At 68.7% G+C, this 17,296-nt stretch carries 16 protein-coding genes and 1 tRNA gene; 3 read left to right on the forward strand and 14 right to left on the reverse strand.

Going from position 1 to position 17,296, the window contains the following annotated elements; all coding sequences use genetic code 11:
- Positions 1 to 8: 8 nt before the first annotated feature.
- From ASF51_RS13200 to ASF51_RS13210, 3 genes are all read right to left on the reverse strand, one after another.
- Positions 9 to 947, reverse strand: coding sequence for a 5'-3' exonuclease (locus ASF51_RS13200; RefSeq protein ID WP_200926135.1), 939 nt, complete (start codon positions 945 to 947; stop codon positions 9 to 11).
- A 53-nt stretch (positions 948 to 1,000) separates the two neighbouring features.
- Entirely contained in the window at positions 1,001 to 1,474 is a 474-nt protein-coding gene (locus ASF51_RS13205; protein ID WP_055930388.1) for a hypothetical protein, read from the reverse strand.
- 98 nt (positions 1,475 to 1,572) lie between these two features.
- Positions 1,573 to 1,644: transfer RNA gene (locus tag ASF51_RS13210), tRNA-Gln, on the reverse strand.
- An 82-nt stretch (positions 1,645 to 1,726) separates the two neighbouring features.
- On the opposite strand from ASF51_RS13210, the gene ASF51_RS13215 reads away from it, so the two are divergent.
- A complete protein-coding gene (locus ASF51_RS13215; protein WP_055930391.1) occupies positions 1,727 to 2,227 on the forward strand; it encodes a MarR family winged helix-turn-helix transcriptional regulator in 501 nt (166 codons plus the stop codon).
- A complete protein-coding gene (locus ASF51_RS13220) occupies positions 2,228 to 3,460 on the forward strand; it encodes a hypothetical protein (RefSeq protein ID WP_055930393.1) in 1,233 nt (410 codons plus the stop codon).
- A gap of 2 nt (positions 3,461 to 3,462) precedes the next feature.
- Here the strand turns inward: ASF51_RS13220 and argG are convergent, their stop codons facing one another.
- Genes argG through ASF51_RS13235 form a run of 3 tightly spaced genes read right to left on the reverse strand, consistent with a single transcriptional unit; the run spans position 3,463 to position 8,111 of the window.
- On the reverse strand, positions 3,463 to 4,902 hold the full coding sequence (argG, locus tag ASF51_RS13225) for an argininosuccinate synthase (protein ID WP_055930397.1): 1,440 nt from the start codon (positions 4,900 to 4,902) through the stop codon (positions 3,463 to 3,465).
- 20 nt (positions 4,903 to 4,922) lie between these two features.
- On the reverse strand, positions 4,923 to 6,719 hold the full coding sequence (locus tag ASF51_RS13230) for an ABC-F family ATP-binding cassette domain-containing protein (protein WP_055930399.1): 1,797 nt from the start codon (positions 6,717 to 6,719) through the stop codon (positions 4,923 to 4,925).
- Positions 6,720 to 6,758: 39 nt separating this feature from the next.
- A complete protein-coding gene (locus tag ASF51_RS13235; protein WP_055930402.1) occupies positions 6,759 to 8,111 on the reverse strand; it encodes a M20/M25/M40 family metallo-hydrolase in 1,353 nt (450 codons plus the stop codon).
- Positions 8,112 to 8,182: 71 nt separating this feature from the next.
- Here ASF51_RS13235 and ASF51_RS13240 point away from each other — a divergent pair, with 71 nt between their 5' ends.
- Positions 8,183 to 8,722: an adenine phosphoribosyltransferase gene (locus ASF51_RS13240; protein WP_055930406.1), complete on the forward strand. Its 540-nt coding sequence runs from the start codon at positions 8,183 to 8,185 to the stop codon at positions 8,720 to 8,722.
- A 45-nt stretch (positions 8,723 to 8,767) separates the two neighbouring features.
- On the opposite strand, the gene ASF51_RS13245 is transcribed toward ASF51_RS13240, so the two are convergent.
- From ASF51_RS13245 to ASF51_RS13280, 8 genes are read right to left on the reverse strand one after another with little or no spacing between them, the layout of a single operon-like run.
- Complete coding sequence (locus ASF51_RS13245) at positions 8,768 to 9,811, reverse strand: ABC transporter permease (RefSeq protein ID WP_055930409.1); 1,044 nt, start codon at positions 9,809 to 9,811, stop codon at positions 8,768 to 8,770.
- Positions 9,808 to 10,758: an ABC transporter ATP-binding protein gene (locus ASF51_RS13250; RefSeq protein WP_055930411.1), complete on the reverse strand. Its 951-nt coding sequence runs from the start codon at positions 10,756 to 10,758 to the stop codon at positions 9,808 to 9,810. Before ASF51_RS13250 ends, ASF51_RS13245 begins: the two co-directional genes overlap by 4 nt.
- On the reverse strand, positions 10,758 to 11,693 hold the full coding sequence (locus tag ASF51_RS13255) for a 4-(cytidine 5'-diphospho)-2-C-methyl-D-erythritol kinase (RefSeq protein WP_055930414.1): 936 nt from the start codon (positions 11,691 to 11,693) through the stop codon (positions 10,758 to 10,760). Before ASF51_RS13255 ends, ASF51_RS13250 begins: the two co-directional genes overlap by 1 nt.
- Positions 11,694 to 11,751: 58 nt before the next feature.
- Complete coding sequence (locus ASF51_RS13260) at positions 11,752 to 12,741, reverse strand: nucleoside hydrolase (RefSeq protein WP_055930416.1); 990 nt, start codon at positions 12,739 to 12,741, stop codon at positions 11,752 to 11,754.
- Positions 12,738 to 13,658, reverse strand: coding sequence for an ABC transporter permease (locus tag ASF51_RS13265; protein ID WP_055930419.1), 921 nt, complete (start codon positions 13,656 to 13,658; stop codon positions 12,738 to 12,740). The genes ASF51_RS13260 and ASF51_RS13265 overlap by 4 nt, the downstream gene beginning before the upstream one ends.
- Positions 13,658 to 14,698: an ABC transporter permease gene (locus ASF51_RS13270; RefSeq protein ID WP_055930422.1), complete on the reverse strand. Its 1,041-nt coding sequence runs from the start codon at positions 14,696 to 14,698 to the stop codon at positions 13,658 to 13,660. The genes ASF51_RS13265 and ASF51_RS13270 overlap by 1 nt, the downstream gene beginning before the upstream one ends.
- Positions 14,695 to 16,242: an ABC transporter ATP-binding protein gene (locus ASF51_RS13275; RefSeq protein WP_055930425.1), complete on the reverse strand. Its 1,548-nt coding sequence runs from the start codon at positions 16,240 to 16,242 to the stop codon at positions 14,695 to 14,697. The genes ASF51_RS13270 and ASF51_RS13275 overlap by 4 nt, the downstream gene beginning before the upstream one ends.
- A complete protein-coding gene (locus ASF51_RS13280; protein ID WP_055930429.1) occupies positions 16,239 to 17,282 on the reverse strand; it encodes a BMP family ABC transporter substrate-binding protein in 1,044 nt (347 codons plus the stop codon). The genes ASF51_RS13275 and ASF51_RS13280 overlap by 4 nt, the downstream gene beginning before the upstream one ends.
- Between the last annotated feature and the right edge of the window lie 14 nt (positions 17,283 to 17,296).

Below are 17,296 nucleotides of genomic sequence, written 5' to 3' on the forward strand. Positions count from 1 at the left end.
CGGGATCGTCAGGCGTAGCTGTCGAGGGCCGCGAGCAGTCGGGTGACCGAACCGCCGAGGTTCCAGTCCTTCGAGAGCCTCTCGAGCTCGTCGCGTGCGTCGCCGTCGACTGGGGCGAGCCGCGCTCCGACCTCGGCCGGCGACGCCAGGTCGAGGTCGGGCACCACCGTCACGACCGTCGGCGCCACGTCGAGGTAGTCGCCGGCCGCCGCGATCTTCGACCGCACGGACGCGCTCAGGCCGCTGTCGGCATCCTGCGCAGCGCTGCGGATCGACTCGAGCGTGCCGTATTCGGCGAGGAGGGTCGCGGCCGTCTTCTCGCCGATGCCCGCGACCCCGGGCAGCCCGTCGGAGGCGTCGCCCCTGAGAGTGGCGTAGTCGACGTACTGGCTCGGCAGAACCCTGTACTTGCCCACGATCACCTCGTCGGTGACGAGTTCGAGGTTCTTCATGCCGCGAGCGGTGTAGATCACGCGCACCTCGTGCTCATCGTCGACGAGCTGGAACAGGTCGCGATCGCCGGTCACGACATCGACGGCGGATTTCGCGCGAGCGGCGTACGTGCCGATCACATCGTCGGCCTCGTGGTCCTCCGCACCCACGATCGCGACCCCGGCGAGGTCGAGCACCTGGCGGATGAGCGGAATCTGGGCGACCAGCCCCTCGGGCACCTCTTCGACGTCGGGCCCGTTCTTCACGGTCTCGGCGACGCGCTGCGCCTTGTAGCTCGGAAGCAGATCGACCCGCCACTGCGGGCGCCAGTTGTCGTCCCAGCAGGCGATCAGCTGAGTGGCCTCGAACTCCGTCGTGAGCCGCGCGATCATGTCGAGCAGGCCGCGCACCGCGTTGACGGGCGTGCCGTCGTCTCGCCTGATCGTGTCGGGCACACCGTAGAACGCGCGGAAGTAGAGCGAGGCGGTGTCGAGCAGCATCAATCGGTCGGCCATGATCGATCTTGACACGCTCGACCCCGTTCGTGGTGTCGAGACCTTGGATGCGATCAGGCCTTCGCCTGCGTATCTCGCCGTCGCGTGCAGACGACCACGAGCGAGAACGAGACGGCACCGAGAATCGTGCCGCCGAGCATCCCCAGAGAGGCGAGACCTGCGCGGTCGAGATCGCTGTAGGAGGGGACGACCGCGTTAACGATGACGACTCCCATCAGGAGCGGAGTGAGGATCGAGACGAGCGCGCCGATGCACACCGAGAAGGGCGCGGCACGTCGAGCCACCACGGCGGCGAGCACGCTCGCGATCAGGGCCACGACAGCACAGGCCAATTGCACGACAGCGAACACGTCGGTGTCGGTTTCGAGAGATGCGGCCCTTCCCCGTCCCCAGAGGTCGACGACGAACGTGCCTCCGATGGCGGGTGCCATGACGAATGCGAAGACGATGGCTCCGATCAATCCGACAACGGCCCACCCGACTGCGAGCACAGCGATCGCACGGGCGTCCAGGTCTTCGAGGGCCACGGTCCCCCTCGTCCTGCCGGAACGGCGACCCAGGCGCCCGTCGATACTGCGCGGCATTCGAGCCCCTCTCGCCCGCGGGCACAGCCCGACCGGAACCGCTCCGCCTCCAGGACTCGAACCTAGACCTAACAGCTCCAAAGGCTGTCGTGCTGCCATTACACCAAGGCGGATCGCGCACTCCGTGGAGCACGCATTCGCCAATTCTGCCAGACACGAACGGTGCCGACGGCCTCGGCCCCACATAATGGATGCGTGGCAGATGCGACTCCCCGGGATTCCGTCGACGGAATCGTCGACGCGTGGGAGCGCGAGCGACCCGATCTCGACTTCGCTCCGTTGAAGGTCCTCTCCCGGGTCTGGCGGCTGTCGCGGCACCTCGAGCGCACGCGACGAACAGCCTTCGCCACCAGTGAGCTCGAGTCGTGGGAGTTCGACGTGCTCTCGGCCCTGCGCCGCGCCGGCGAGCCGCACCAGCTCAGCCCGAAGGCCCTGCTCGAACAGACTCTCGTCTCATCGGGCACCATGACGAACCGCATCGATCGGATGTCGCGGCGCGGCCTGGTCGAGCGCCGCACCGACCCGCACGACGGCCGGGGAATCCTCGTGTCGATGACCGACGAGGGTCGCGACCGCGTCGACGGCGCGATCACGGCGCTCGTGACGGCCGAGGGCGAGCTGCTCGGCCGCCTCAGCAAGTCCGACCAGGAGCGCATCGCATCGCTCCTGCGCAAACTCAGCGTCGACTTCGACTAGGTGGAGCGTCTTATCCTCCGTCGTTTCGGCGTGCTCACGTCTGCCCTGCTGACCCTGCTGCTTCTGGCGACCGGCGTTCCGGCGAGCCCGGCCAGCGCTGCCGCCGATGCGCGGGCGGATGCCGCATCCATCGCCCCGACACCGGCCACGGTCTTCGCCGACACGGCCGCGCGACTGGTCGAGGCGGCGACTCCCCCGGCGTTCGACCCCGGATTCATCATCACCGACGAGCTCTTCTACGACGGTCACGCCCTCGACGCCGGCGAGGTGCAGGCCTTCCTCGACGAGCAGGTTGCCGCCTGCGCCCCGGGCATCGAGTGCCTCGCCGACTACACGCAGGAGACCGTCACGCGCGCGGCGGATGAGGTGTGCGGGGCCTACAGGGGCCGCGAGTCGGAGACCGGCGCCGAGATCATCGCCAAAGTCGGCCTCGCCTGCGGCATCAGCCAGAAGGCCCTGCTCGTTCTGCTGCAGAAGGAGCAGTCGCTGGTGCGCAACCCCGCCCCGACGGCCGGCGACTTCTCGTTCGCCACCGGCTACGCGTGCCCCGACACGGCGGCCTGCGACGTGGAGTACTCGGGCTTCTACAACCAGGTCTACTGGGCGGCGTGGCAGCTGAAGCGCTACGCGAACCCTCCGGGAACGAGCGAGTTCTTCACGAGCCGGCCCATCGGCGAGCCGAGCCCGATCGCCTACAACCCCGATGCATCCTGCGGCATCGCCGACGTGACCCTGAAGAACATCGCCACGGCCGCGCTGTACTACTACACGCCGTACCAGCCGAACCCGGCCACCGTCGCGGGCAGCCCCGACGACCCGTGCGGCGCCTACGGCAACCTCAACTTCTGGCGTTTCTACTCCGAATGGTTCGGTGATCCGACGCGTGGGTCGATCACCCAGGGTGCACTCGAGAACGTGTCGGTGGTGCGCGGACGCATCGTCGCCGAGGGCTGGGCGCTCGATCCCAGCTCGGTGCGCGCATCCACCGACGTGCGCATCACGGTGACGGATGCGGCCGGCCGCATCTCGACGACGACTCTGCGAGCCGGCGCGACATCCGACGGCGCGCTGTCGGTCAGCCGCTTGTCAGGACGCGACCACGGCTTCAGCGGGGGCACGGCGCTCGAGGCGCAGGGACTCGTCCGCGTGTGCGCGGTGTCTCTGCCCCTCGAGGGCACGTCGTCGAGCCTTCACCCGCTGGGCTGCGCAACGGTGTTCGCGCTCACACCGTGAAGCTAGTCGGTACCCGAGTCGAACGCCGCGCCCTCTGAGGCGAGGTCGGTGGCGCGATCCAGCGCCTCGCCGCCCTCGGACTCCTCGACCGCGTCGAAGATCTCTGCCGACTCGCCCTGTTCGAGCTGACCGACGAGCTCGGCTGTCGCGCCGCCGACAAGACCTGCCGCGGCGTACTGCTCGAGGCGTGCACGCGAATCGGCGATGTCGAGGTTGCGCATGGTGAGCTGGCCGATGCGGTCGTCGGGGCCGAAGGCGGCATCGCCGACGCGCTCCATCGAGAGCTTGTCGGGGTGGTAGCTGAGGCTGGGACCCGTGGTGTCGAGGATTGTGTAGTCGTCGCCGCGGCGCAGGCGAACCGTGACCTCGCCGGTGACGGCCGAGCCGACCCAGCGCACGATGGATTCGCGCAGCATGAGCGACTGCGGGTCGAGCCAGCGGCCCTCGTACATGAGACGGCCGAGGCGGCGGCCCTCGGAGTGGTAGTTCGCGATGGTGTCCTCGTTGTGCACCGCGTTGAGCAGCCGCTCGTAGGCGATGTGCAGCAGGGCCATGCCCGGCGCCTCGTAGATGCCGCGGCTCTTCGCCTCGATGATGCGGTTCTCGATCTGGTCGCTCATGCCGAGCCCGTGGCGACCGCCGATGGCGTTCGCCTCGAGGACGAGGGCGACCGCGTCGGAGTACTCGACGCCGTTGATGGCGACCGGGCGACCGGCCTCGAAGCGCACGGTCACGACCTCGGAGGCGATCTCGACGTCGTCGCGCCAGAAGGCGACGCCCATGATGGGCTCGACGATCTCGATGCCGGCGCTCAGCTCTTCGAGCTTCTTGGCCTCGTGGGTGGCGCCCCAGATGTTGGCGTCGGTGCTGTAGGCCTTCTCGACGGAGTCGCGGTAGGGGAAGCCGCGCGCGACGAGCCATTCGCTCATCTCTTTGCGGCCGCCGAGTTCACCGACGAACTGCGAGTCGAGCCACGGCTTGTAGATGCGCAGGCGCGGGTTGGCGAGCAGGCCGTAGCGGTAGAACCGCTCGATGTCGTTGCCCTTGTAGGTGGAGCCGTCGCCCCAGATGTCGACGCCGTCCTCCTTCATGGCGCGAACGAGCAGCGTGCCCGTGGCGACGCGACCGAGCGGCGTGGTGTTGAAGTAGGTCTTGCCGCCGGAGCGGATGTGGAACGCGCCGCACGCGAGGGCGACGAGGCCCTCCTCGACCAGGGCCGACTTCGCGTCGACGATGCGCGCGACCTCGGCGCCGTACTCGAGAGCCCGTGCAGGCACCTTCTCGATCTCGGGCTCGTCGTACTGCCCGATGTCGGCCGTATAGGTGCACGGAACGGCACCCTTCTCGCGCATCCACGCGACGGCCACGGAGGTATCGAGACCACCGGAGAATGCGATGCCGACTCGTTCGCCGACCGGAAGACTGCTCAAGACTTTAGACACGACGACAATCCTACGAGTGATCAGCCCTCGAGAAGTTCCGTCAGCTCGAGCCAGCGCAGTTCGACGGTGTCCATCTGGTCGCGAAGAGCCTGGACTTTCTGCTGCATCTCGCCCAGACCCGCGTAGTCGCTCTGGTCGTGCTTCGCAAAAGCCACGTCCATCTCGGCGATCTGCGTGCCGAGCTTCTCCATCTTGCGGCCCGCCGCGGCGAGCTCCTTCTGGGCGTTCCGCAGCTCGGCGCCCTGAAGTCCGGTCTTCTTGGCCGGGGCGTCGGCGGAGCCTCCTGCGGCGATGCGCGTCTGCTCCTTCTGGTGGGCGAGGCGCAGTTCGAGGTACTGCTCCACTCCACGCGGAAGGTGGGTGAATCCGCCGTTCATCACGGCGTACTGGTTGTCGGTCACGCGCTCCAGCAGGTACCGGTCGTGGCTCACGACGAGCAGCGTTCCGGCGTAGGAGTCGAGCAGGTCCTCGATGGCCGCGAGCATGTCGGTGTCGAGGTCGTTGGTGGGCTCGTCGAGGATCAGCACGTTCGGCTCATCGAGAATGATGAGCAGCAGCTGCAGTCGGCGCTTCTGTCCACCCGAGAGGTCTTTGACGGGGGTCGAGAGCTGGGCGCTGGTGAAGCCGACGCGCTCGAGCAGCTGCCCCGGCGTCATCTCTTTTCCGCCGGAGACGTACGAGCTCTTCTGCCGGCCGATGACCTCGCTGACCCGGTCGTTCCAGATGTCTTCGAGCTCGAACAGTTGCTGGGTGAGCGTGGCGACGCGAATGGTCTTGCCCCGCTTCACCTTGCCGGATGTCGGCAGCAGGGTTCCCGAGACCAGGCTGAGCAGGGTGCTCTTGCCGGCTCCGTTGACGCCCAGGATTCCGGTGCGCTCGCCGGGCGCGATGCGCCACGTCACGTCCTTCAGAACCTTCTTGCCGTTGTCGTACTCGACGGAGATGTTCTCGAGGTCGACCACGTCTTTGCCGAGGCGCTGCATGGCCATCGCCGCGAGCGTGACCTTGTCGCGCACGGGCGGCTCGTCCTCGATGAGGGCGTTGGCCGCGTCGATGCGGAACTTCGGCTTGGCCGTGCGCGCGGGGGCGCCGCGGCGCAGCCAGGCCAGCTCCTTCTTCATGAGGTTCTGGCGCTTGGCCTCGCTGGTGGCCGCCATGCGGTCGCGCTCGACGCGCTGCAGGATGTAGGCCGCGTAGCCGCCCTCGAAGGGCTCGATCAAGCGGTCGTGCACCTCCCATGTGGCGGTGCAGATCTCGTCGAGGAACCAACGGTCGTGTGTCACGACCATGAGCCCGCCGGAGTTCGTGGCCCAGCGCTTGCGAAGGTGCTGGGCGAGCCAGGCGATGCCCTCCACGTCGAGGTGGTTGGTGGGCTCGTCGAGGAAGATCACGTCGTGGTCGCCGATGAGCAGCTTCGCCAGCGCGATGCGTCGGCGCTGCCCACCCGACAGGCTCGAGACGAGCACGTCCCAGGGGATGTCCGAGGCCAGTCCCGAGATCACGTCGCGGATGATGGGATCGCCGGCCCAGACGTGCTCGTCGATGTCGCCGACGATCGTCTCCTTCACGGTGAGGTCGCCATCGAGGTCGTCCGACTGGTCGAGCATCGCGAGGGTCACCCCGTTGCGGCGCGTCACCCGGCCTCCGTCGGGCTCGATGCGGCCGGCGAGCAGACGCAGAAGGGTCGACTTGCCGTCTCCGTTGCGACCGACGATACCCACGCGATCGCCTTCGTTGAGACCGATGGTCACGGAGTCGAAGATGACACGCGTCGGATATTCGAGATGGAGCGATTCCGCTCCCAGTAGATGGGCCACCTGTCGAGGTTACCCGCCATCTGACGGCCGCCCCGCCGGTCAGCCCAGAAAGCGCCTGACGACGGAGTCGACCGCCCGGGCAGTGAGGGCGATCGATTCGAGGTCGATGTGCTCGTCGTTGCCGTGGATGAGGTGTCGGAACCGACCGTAGTCCCAGCGCTTCGACAGCACCGAGAACCCGTAGGCCCGTCGCCCCTTCGCGCGATAGAAGCGTGCGTCCGACCCGCCGGCCGCGATGATCGGCAGGGGCACGGCCCCGGGATACGCCTCGTCGATCACGGCGGTCAGCACCTCGAACAGCGGAGTGTCCATCGGCGAGACATTGGCGGGGCTGAACGACGCCCCTACGATGTCGACGATCTCGATGTGCCGCATCAGGTCGCCGAGGGCGCTCGTGACGTAGGCGTCGACCTCCTCGGGCGAGATTCCGGGCAGCTGCCTGATGTCGAGGTCGATGCTGGCCTCGCCCGGAATGACGTTGATGGCGTCGCCCGCGCGGATCACGTTGGGCGAGATGGTCGTGTGCGTCGTGGCGTGCGCGTAGCCGGCCAGTTCGCCCAGCTCCGGCAGCGCACCGATGATCTCGGCGACGGAGGTGAGCCGACGTGCGACCTCAGGGTCGAGGTCGAGCGCGTCGACGTAGCGCGGCCAATAGTCGCCGATGACGGCGCGCGGGGCGAAACGCGTCAACCGGGTGACGGCCTCGGCCGCGATGACACCCGCATTCGACGATCCCCAGGGCGCCGAGCCGTGTCCGGGTATTCCCCGGATCAGCAGGCGGCGACGGGCGAGCCCCTTCTCCCCCACCGTGACGGTCACCGAGTGCGGGGCGTCGGAGGATCCGCCCACGGGGATGCCGCCCGACTCCGTGAGCACGTAGTCGGCGTCGATGAGTTCGGGGTGATGCTGCATGAGCCACTCGATGCCGAGGCGGCTGCCGCCCTCCTCGTCGGCGACGGCCACGAAGACCAGGTCGCCCCTCAAGGCACGGCCCTCGGATGCGACGGCGCGGGTCGCGACGGCGTAGGCGGCCGTCAGATAGAGCATGTCGAGTGTTCCGCGTCCCCAGAGCTCGTCGCCGATGATGTCGGCGGCGAACGGGTCGTGGCTCCAGCCTCCGTGCATCACGGGCACCACGTCGGTGTGCCCGACGAGCGCGAGCGACGGGGCTGTCGGATCGGTGCCGGGGATGCGCACGACGAGGGTGGCCCGACCGGGCGCGGATTCGACGACCACGGGATCGACGTCGACGCCCTCGAAGAAGCGACGCAGAACGTCGGTGTTCCTTACCTCTTGGCCGGATGCGTAGGTTCCGTCGTTCACGCACGCGCTGCGGATGAGGTCGCGCAGCAGCGCCAGTGTCTCGTCGCCGAGAGAGGGAGAGTCGGTCATCACTCCAACTTATCGCGCCCGGGTCGCGCGTTTCGTCATGGGGCCGGTCCCGGCGCCGGTAGCGTGATTGCATGCCCGACGAAACAACAGCCGAACTCATCGACGCCCACCTGCTCACCGTGCAGGACTTCCCGAGCGAGGGGATCCTCTTCCGCGACGTCACGTCGGTCTACGCGAACGGTCGGGCATTCTCCTCGGTCGTCGACGCGTTCGCCTCGCACGACTGGGGCCAGGTGGATGCCGTGCTCGGCATCGAGGCGCGCGGGTTCGGCATCGCGGCGGCCATGGCCTACGCCCGCGGAGTGGGCATGGTCTCGGTTCGCAAGGCGGGCAAACTGCCCGGTGATCTGCTGAGCGAGGACTACGCGCTGGAGTACGGCACCGCGACGCTGCAGGTGCAGCCGGACGTGCTGCCGCAGGGTTCGCGCGTCGTGATCCTCGACGACCTTCTCGCTACCGGCGGCACCCTTGCGGCCGTCGTGAAACTCGCCGAACGCGCTGGCTGGATCGTTGCGGGAATCGGCGTGGTCATCGCCCTCGACGACCTCGGCGGTCGCGCCGCTCTGCCCGGTCACGAGGTGCTGGAACTCAGCACCTACCCCGCGTCGTAGCCTGCCCTTCGACAGGCTCAGGGGACGCCGCGCCCGACTGGCCCTTTATGCGACCCTGCGACCGACGGCGAGTTTACGAGCCGGCGTCTTCGTGCGTGCGATCGCCCAGCTGAGCGCGCCGGCTGCCAGAACAAGATGCAGCAGCAGGCCGACGAACCACGACGGCACCGTCTTCGCGTACGTCTCCTCCTGGCTCGGTCCCGGTTCGAACGTCGCCGAGTTGCAGTAGTCGAACTCCGGGCTCAGGTCGGGAGGCACCTGAACCGCGCGAACGAGAGATGCGACCCCGGTGAACAGATCGGTCGGGCTGCCGTACTCGCTGAACTGCGGCGGCGTGGCATCGGCCAGCACGACGTAGGGGTTCGCCGAGAGGATGGGCCAGAAGAGGTCGAATCGGGGCGCGGAGTAGGTGGAGACCGTCGGAGGACCGCAGGTGTAGGAATCGCTGCCGTCTTCGTAGACCGCCTGCACTGTGGTGGCCTTCACCTCCGACTGGATGGCGACCCCTCCCAGGCCGAAGGCGATCAACGTGCCGAGGCTCAACGCGGCCACGGCGAGGTAGCTGACGACGATCGAGAACAGGGGCCGGCCGAGTATTGCCGAGAGCCCGACGCCGATGGCGGCGATCACTCCGAGTTCGACGGCGAGGACCAGCAGCGAGACGAGGACGGTACCGACCGAGAGGCCTCCGAGTGCCGCGGCCACGACGAGGAAGGGCGAGGATGCCACCAGGAATGCCAGGGTTGCGATCCAGGCGGCGAGAAATTTGCCCAGCACGATCTGGGTCGCCGATACGAGGGTGACCTGAATGGTGGCCAGGGTGCCCGCCTCGCGTTCCCCGTTGATGGCGTTGCCGCTGAGCGCCGGGGCGATGAGGGTGCCGAGCATCAACACGAAGTAGATGATGAGCGAGTACAGCCAGCCGCCACTGTCCTCCCCGCCGAAGCTGGTCGTCGCCAATCCGACGAGCACCGTGACGATTCCGATGAGCACGACGAAGACACCCAGCAGCACGTACCATGCCACGCCGCGCACGCGCTGGCGCAGCTCGAGGCCCACGATCACGCCGATCCCCGCCCAGAGCTTCACAGTCGTATCCCGTCGCCGGGCTCGGCCGGTCTCGCTTGGAGGTCGAGGAAGGTGTGCTCGAGGTCGCCCGTCGCAGGGGCGAACGATGTGACGGCGACACCCGACTGCAGCAGCCCTGCCAGAACGACGGCGGCGTGCTCCTCACCGGTCACCGGCACGAGGATGCCCGTGGCGTCGGCGGTGATGGACTCCGCGGCGACTCCTGAGGCGACCAGGGCGGGGGCGATCGATCCGGGGTCGAGGGCTCGGATCCTCCAGGGGCGCGCACGGGTCGCGGCGCTCGCCACCCGCTCGGCGCTCACCGAGGCGCCCCCTTCGATGTAGACCGCGGCATCGGCGAGTTCGTCCAGTTCCGCCAGCACATGGCTCGAGACCAGTACCGTGCGACCTTCCTGGGCGAGACGCCGCACGAGAACGCGCAGCTCGACCCGGGCGGTCGGATCGAGTCCCGACGCAGGCTCGTCGAGCAGCAGCACCGACGGATCATGCACCAGTGCGCGGGCCAGACTCAGGCGCTGCTTCTGGCCTCGGGAGAGCACTCGGGTCGGCCGGTCGGCAAGGTCGTCGAGTCCGATGAGCCGCACGAGTTCGTCTGCGCGGGCTGCCGCGCGCGTGGCGCCCATGCCATACAGCCGCGCCGTGATCTGCAGTGTGGTGCGCACGGTGAGTGACGCCCAGGACCCGAGAACGTCGGGCATCCATCCGATCAGAGCCCGCACCGATACCGGATCTGTCACGGGGTCGTGCCCCGCGATGCGGATGCGGCCCGCGTCCGGCTCGATGAGCGTTGCGAGCATCAACAGCAGTGTGGTCTTGCCCGACCCGTTCGGACCGACGAGGGCCGTCACCGCACCCGGTCGCGCTTCGAAGGTCACGTTCTTGACGGCGTGCACGTCGCCGAACGAACGCCGTACGCCTGAGACGACGATGCCGGCGGTGTCGCTCATCAGTCGCCGACGACTCGGGCGCCGTGCACGGGACCGGTGACGCGCACGACCCGGTGCCGGGCCGCGCTCAGGGCTATCTGCAGCTCGAGCGCGGCGTCGAGGTTCTCGGCGAGGAACGCGACCGTCGGCCCGGAACCCGAGACCAGGCCGGCGAGGGCGCCGTTCGCCTCGCCGAGCTCGAGGATGCCCGTGAGCGCGGGGTTGAGATGCAGCGCCGGGGCCTGCAGGTCGTTGTAGAGGGCGTCGGCCAGCACGAGGGCGTCTCCCGAGCGCAGCGCCTGCAGCACGGCGGTGTCGACGGTGGGCTGCGTCTGCGCCGGAAAGATGTCCTGCGCGTGGCGGTCGCGGTGCCTGTCGAGTTCGCGATAGACCTCGGGAGTGCTCGATCCGAAGTCGGCGAGCACGAGCACCCAGTGAAACGATCCCTTGGCCAGCGCGGGGCTCAACTGGTCTCCGCGGCCGGTGCCGATCGCGGTTCCCCCGGTGAGGGCGAATGGCACATCGGCGCCGAGACGGGATGCCAGGGTGAGCAGCTCGTCGCGTCCGAGGTCGGTGCCCCACAGCGTGTCGCAGGCGACGAGCGTGGCCGCCGCGTCGGCGGAACCTCCGCCCATGCCTCCGGCGATCGGAACGTTCTTCTCGATCTCGAGGTGCACGCCTCCCCGGTAGCCCGCCTTGCGCGCCAGCATGCGCGCGGCCCGGATCGCCAGGTTGGTGCCGTCGACCTCGAGGCCCGAGCAGTCGATGCTGCCGCCGAAGGTCACGGAGAAGTCATCGGCGATGCTCGCCCGCACGTTCTCGTACAGCGAGACGGCCTGGTAAGCCGTGGCGACGTCGTGGTAGCCGTCATCCATGACCGCCCCGACCTTGAGGAAGACGTTGATCTTGCCCGGCGCCCGAACGTGCACTGTGGACAGCGCCCTCTGAGTGACCATGGAAACAACCTATATGCAACCGGAGGCGAGGTCCGACCGCCGCACTCCGAGCGACCGGCTACGCCCGGCCGAGGCCGGCCAGCACAGACACGAAGTCGGCGAGGAACGCCTGTCGGTCGACGTCGAGAACGACCTGCGTGTCGGGGGCGGGCGTCACCGGCCAGCTCACGGGAAGACCCTCATGCGTTCGCAGCAGGTGGGCGCGCGTCGCGAAGCCGTCGGTGGTGATATTGACCGGGCCGCTCAGCGACGACGTGATCCATTCGGGCTGCACGAGCAGCGCCGCGGCCAGTCCGTCGTGGGCCGGTGAGACCCGGCGTCCCCACGAGAACTGGTAGAAGTCCATGTAGGCCTCGAGGATCTCGGCCGAGAAGGTGCCCCACTCCGTGCCCGCGCGGTGCAGAGCCTGCACGGCGACCTCGTCGACGATGGTGCCGGCGGTCACGTTCACGCCCACCATCACGAGGTTCGTGCGCGGCGCGGCGAACACGCGCGCGGCGGCCTCGGCGTCGTTGTGGATGTTGGCATCCACCATCTGCACGGTGCCGAGCGGGGGGAACGGCCCCGAGCCGCCCATGATGACCGTCGAGCGGAACAGGGTCAGCAGCTCCGGCTCGATCTCGAGCGCGAGCCCGACGTTCGTGAGCGGACCGATCGGCAGCAGATCGTAGTAGCCGGGGCGCGAGCGCGCGAGCTCGACCAGCAACTCGGCCGACGACAGGGGGGACAGATTCTTCGGCGCCAGCTTCTCGCTGTACAGGTCGCCGAGGCCGTCGCCTCCGTGCACGTGGCCGGCGATGCGCGGCTCGCCATTGATCGGTCCCGCGGCTCCCCGCGCGACGAGCGTGTCTTCGAGTCCGGCGATCTTCAGCACACGGGCGATGTTCGCGACCGCGTCTTCGACCGGGGTGTTGCCGTAGACGCTCGTGATCGCCGAGATCTCGGCGTCATCGCGGCCCGCCAGGTAGAGCAGCGCGAGGGCGTCGTCGATTCCGGTGTCGGTGTCGACGATGATGTGGCGCACGTCGCTCGGCTCTGCTGCGGTCATACGAGGGTCTCCTTGGGGGTGAGGGCGTGCGTGCGTCGGCGCGTCACCACGACGCGCATGATCACGAGAACGACGAGGGTGATGGCGTAGGGCGCGGCATCGGTGAGCTGCTGCGGGGCGCCGATGCCCTGCAGCCGGAAGCCGAGGGCCTCGGCCGCGCCGAAGCCGAGGCAGGCGACGGGCAGCCAGAAGGCCTTGTTGGCGACGAGGATGACCGCGGCGACCGCGATCCATCCGCGCCCGGCGGTCATGTTCTCGGTGAACAGGGTCACGTTGCCGAGCGACAGCTGGGCTCCGGCCAGGCCGCAGAGTCCACCGCCGAGGATGGTGACCCACGTCTGGTACCGGGCGACGCCGATGCCCAGCGTGGCCGCGGCATCCGGATGCTCGCCCACGCCGCGCAGGCGCAGCCCGCCGGGCGTGAGCCGCAGCCACAGGCCCGCCGCCACGATGAGCACGAACGCCAGCGGCACCAGCACGGACTGCCCGGCGAACACGTCGCCGATCACGGGGATGCCCTTCAGGAAGGGCATGGTGCCGATGCCGTTGAGGCCCTGCGGCGCGAACGATCCGGAGGTGTCGAAGAGAACGCGCAGCAGAAAGCCGGTGAGTCCGAGCGAGAGCAGGTTCGTGCCGATCGCGATGATGATGGGGTCGGCCTTCCACCGCGCAGCCCCCACCGCGAGGATCACGGAGTAGATAGCGGTCGAGAGAACAGCGACGAGCACCCCGGCCCAGGCGTTTCCGGTGTAGTAGCTGCCCGCGACGGCGGCGAACGCGCCCCACAGCATCTGCCCCTCGAGGGCGATGTTGAACACGCCGGCCTGCGCGCACAGGGCGCCGGCCAGCGCGGCGAAGAGGATGGGCGTCGCGCTGGTGAGCACGGCCGCGACGAAGCTCCACTCGAAGATGCTCATCAGCTGTCCTTTCCGGCGCCGGCCCGCCGACGATCGAGAACCACGCGAAGCGCGAGGATCACGATGACCACGCCCTGCAGCACGTCGGAGAGCTGGCGGGGAACCTCGGCCGTGCGCTCCATGCTCGCTCCCCCGACCTGCAGGATGGTGAACAGGATGGCGGTGACGGGAACGAGGGCAGGTCGGCCCCCGGCGAGCAGCGCCGCAGCGAGACCGGCGAAGGTGTACCCGGGCGAGATGAGCGCCCCGTCGATGAAGCGGTAGGGCGATGAGAGCACGATGATCGCACCGACCAGCCCGGCCACGGCACCCGCCGACCCCATCGCGCCGAGCGCGAGTCGCCCGGGTTTGAGGCCCGCGTATTCGCCGAAGCGGCGGTTCGCTCCCGTGACGCGCAGCTCGAAGCCCACGGCCGAGCGCGAGTCGACGACATAGAAGATCACCATGACGGCGATGATGAGCAGCAGCCCGACCGTGGTGTAGCGCAGGTCGCCGAGGCTCCAGATGTGCGCGTCCTCCGGCAGCACGGGTGTCTGGGCGTTGCCCGACCCCTTCTCGGCCAGGGGGAAGCGCACGAGGTACGAGGCCACGGCCACGGCCACCGGCGACAGCAGCAGGGTCGAGATGATGATCGGGATTCCGAAGCGCGTGGCGAGCGGCGCCGAAACGGCCGCGAAGCCGCCGCTCACGAGCATCGCCGCGATCAAGGCGAAGGGCACCGCGACGATTCCGGGCAGACCGAGCTGGCTGGCCACGACGTAGGCGGTGATGCCTCCGAGCACGAGCTGCCCGTTACCGCCCAGGTTGAACTCGCCCATGCGCAACGGGATCGCGGCGACGAGTCCCATGCCGCAGATGAAGCCCCAGACCGAGAACGTGTAGTCGAGGTTGCGCACGTCGAGCGAGCCCTGCAGCACGGCCGCGTAGGCGTCGATCGGGTTGAGCCCGGCCAGCAGAATCACGACCGCGCCGATGAGGATCGCCAGCACGACGGCCCCAATGGGAACGACGGCGGGATGACGGGTGAGTCTCGCGATCATGCTGTCCACTCTTCCCCGGCCGCCGCGGCGGCTCCGGCCATGGCCGCACCGATGCGCTCGGCGCTCGCCTGCGACCGGTCGAACTCGGCCACGATCTCGCCGGCGAACATCACGAGCACCCGGTCTGCCAGGGCCAGCAGCTCCGAGATCTCGTGCGAGACGAGCAGGATGCCCCGGCCCGAGGCCCGATAGTCGAGCAGGCGCCCGTGGATGGCCTCGATGGCCCCCACGTCGACGCCCTGGGTGGGCTGCTCGGCTATCAGCAGCGGGGCGTCGAACGACAGCTCCCGGGCGATGACGACCTTCTGCGCGTTGCCGCCGGAGAGCGATCCGACCGGCTGCTTCTCGCCCGAGGTGCGGATGTCGTACGACGAGATCTGCTCGCTCGCGCGTGTGCGGGCGGCGACCAGAGACATCCAGCCCCTGCCGAAGCCTTTCGGCCGGCCGATCGGCGGCTGCCTGTGGTGGCCGAGCGAGAGGTTCTCTGTGATCGACATGGTGACCGCGCTGCCCTCGCCGCGCCTGTCTTCGGGAATCACCGCGAGGCCGGCGGCTCGACGGGCGGCGACGGTGGCGCCCGTCACGTCGTGGTCGCCGAGCCGGATGCGCCCGGCCGAGACGGGGGCCGTTCCGAGGATGGCGGCCACGAGGTCGTGCTGGCCGTTACCCGAGACGCCGGCGATGCCGACGATCTCGCCGCGGCGAACCGACAGCGAGACGTTCGAGACCCTCTCGACCCGGGCATCCGTAACTGACACGCCCTCGACCTCGAGCACCGCGTCGCCGAGCGTTCCCGTTCCGGGGTTGGCGACGATCTCGACTTCGCGGCCGGTCATGGCGCGCACGAGCTCGGCCGACGTCGTGTCGGCGGTGACGAATCGTCCGGAGACCCGCCCGTCGCGCAGCACGGTGACCTCGGTCGACACGTCGAGCACTTCCTGGATCTTGTGGGTGACGAGCACCACCGTGGTGCCGTCTTCGGCAGCCCGCCGGATCACCGTGAACAGCGAGGTGACCTCGGAGGGGGTGAGCACGGCGGTCGGCTCGTCGAGGATGAGGATGCGGGCGTCGCGGTGCAGGGCCTTGAGGATCTCGACGCGTTGCCGCGCTCCGGCCGACAGGTCTCCGACCCTGGCCTGCGGGTCGGTGTCGAGCCCGTAGCGGTCGGCGAGGCTGCGCACGCGCTCGGCTGCTGCGGCGCGATCGATGCGGCCGCCCCGAGTGGGCTCGGCGCCGAAGACCACGTTCTCGGCCACGGTCATCGAATCGAAGAGCCGGAAGTGCTGGTGCACCATGCCGAGTCCGGCAGCGATGGCATCGAGCGGACTCTGGAAGGAGCGCGTCTCTCCGTCGACCACGATCTCGCCCGAATCCGGGCGCACGAGACCGAACAGGATCGACATCAGGGTCGACTTTCCCGCACCGTTCTCGCCCATCACGGCGTGAACGGTTCCCCGGGCCAGCACGAGGTCGATGCCGTCGTTCGCCACGACGGCATCGAACCTCTTGCTGATCGCTCTCAGCTCTACTGCGGCGGTGCTCATCCGGCGGTGAGGGGATCCTCGACGGTGATCTCACCCGAGATGATCTGGTCGCGGACTTCCGCGACCTTCTCGATCACATCGGGGTGCTCGGCGATGAGGCACTTCGACGACGCGACGTCGTCTTCGAGGCCCGTGACGCCTACCCCGCCCTCGGCGAGGCCGTACGACTTGAAGCCGCCGCCGTTGCCCGCGAAGATGTCCTTCACCGCGTTCTCGACCGCGACGTCGACGCGCTTGATCGAGTTGTCCACGACGTTTCCGGGCGATTCGAGGCACTGGTTGGAGTCGACACCGAAGGCCTTGAAGCTGCCAGCGGCCGCGGCCTCGAACACGCCGAGGTTTCCGGCGGAGGCCGCCGCGTTCACGTAGTCGGCACCCGAGTCGGCGATGATCTGGGCCTGCGCCTTGGCACGGGCCTGGTCACCGAAGGGGTTGTCGCCGCCCACGTACTGCTGGGTCGTCTTGACCTCGGGGTTCACGCTCTTGGCCCCCGCGAAGAAGGGGTCGATCCAGCGGTGGATGAACGGGGTGTCGAGAGCGCCGATCGCACCGATGCTGTTCGTCTGCGTGAGCAGGCCGGCCTCGACGCCGATCAGGTAGTTCGACTCGTACTCCTTGAACACGGCGGCGGTGAGGTTGTCGGTGGGCTCCTCGGCCGAGGTGTCGATCAGCAGGAACTGCTGGTCGGGGTTGTCGGCAGCCGCGGCCGTGACCTGGTCGAGCACGCTGAACGAGACGCCGATGATCACGTCGGGCGCGGCACGCACGGCCTCGTCGATGTTCTGCTGGATCGACGCCGGGTCCTTGCTCTCGTAGATGTCGACCTTGGCGCCGTTCGCCTTGCCGGCGGCCTCTGCACCCTCGACGGCGAGCTTCAAGAAGTTGTTCGAGCCGACAGCGGTCGGCGTGATGAGGATGATCGACTTGTCGAGCGACGCATCGTCGGACGAGCCGGAATCCGACGACGAACAGGCGGAGACGCCCGCGACGAGCGCGGCCGTGAGGGCGACGGCGCCGATGCGCCGAGTGAGAGTGGACATGGGTGTCTCCAGGG

This window comes from Agreia sp. Leaf283 (assembly GCF_001422485.1).
Taxonomy (GTDB): domain Bacteria; phylum Actinomycetota; class Actinomycetes; order Actinomycetales; family Microbacteriaceae; genus Agreia.

Excerpts from the sequence above, each read along its gene's own strand:
- ASF51_RS13280 (WP_055930429.1), bottom strand. The coding sequence starts at position 17,282 with ATGTCCACTCTCACTCGGCGCATCGGCGCCGTCGCCCTCACGGCCGCG.
- ASF51_RS13270 (WP_055930422.1), bottom strand. The coding sequence starts at position 14,698 with ATGATCGCGAGACTCACCCGTCATCCCGCCGTCGTTCCCATTGGGGCC.
- ASF51_RS13260 (WP_055930416.1), bottom strand. The coding sequence starts at position 12,741 with ATGACCGCAGCAGAGCCGAGCGACGTGCGCCACATCATCGTCGACACC.
- ASF51_RS13250 (WP_055930411.1), bottom strand. The coding sequence starts at position 10,758 with ATGAGCGACACCGCCGGCATCGTCGTCTCAGGCGTACGGCGTTCGTTC.
- ASF51_RS13275 (WP_055930425.1), bottom strand. The coding sequence starts at position 16,242 with ATGAGCACCGCCGCAGTAGAGCTGAGAGCGATCAGCAAGAGGTTCGAT.
- ASF51_RS13265 (WP_055930419.1), bottom strand. The coding sequence starts at position 13,658 with ATGAGCATCTTCGAGTGGAGCTTCGTCGCGGCCGTGCTCACCAGCGCG.
- ASF51_RS13240 (WP_055930406.1), top strand. The coding sequence starts at position 8,183 with ATGCCCGACGAAACAACAGCCGAACTCATCGACGCCCACCTGCTCACC.
- ASF51_RS13235 (WP_055930402.1), bottom strand. The coding sequence starts at position 8,111 with ATGACCGACTCTCCCTCTCTCGGCGACGAGACACTGGCGCTGCTGCGC.
- ASF51_RS13200 (WP_200926135.1), bottom strand. The coding sequence starts at position 947 with ATGGCCGACCGATTGATGCTGCTCGACACCGCCTCGCTCTACTTCCGC.
- ASF51_RS13255 (WP_055930414.1), bottom strand. The coding sequence starts at position 11,693 with ATGGTCACTCAGAGGGCGCTGTCCACAGTGCACGTTCGGGCGCCGGGC.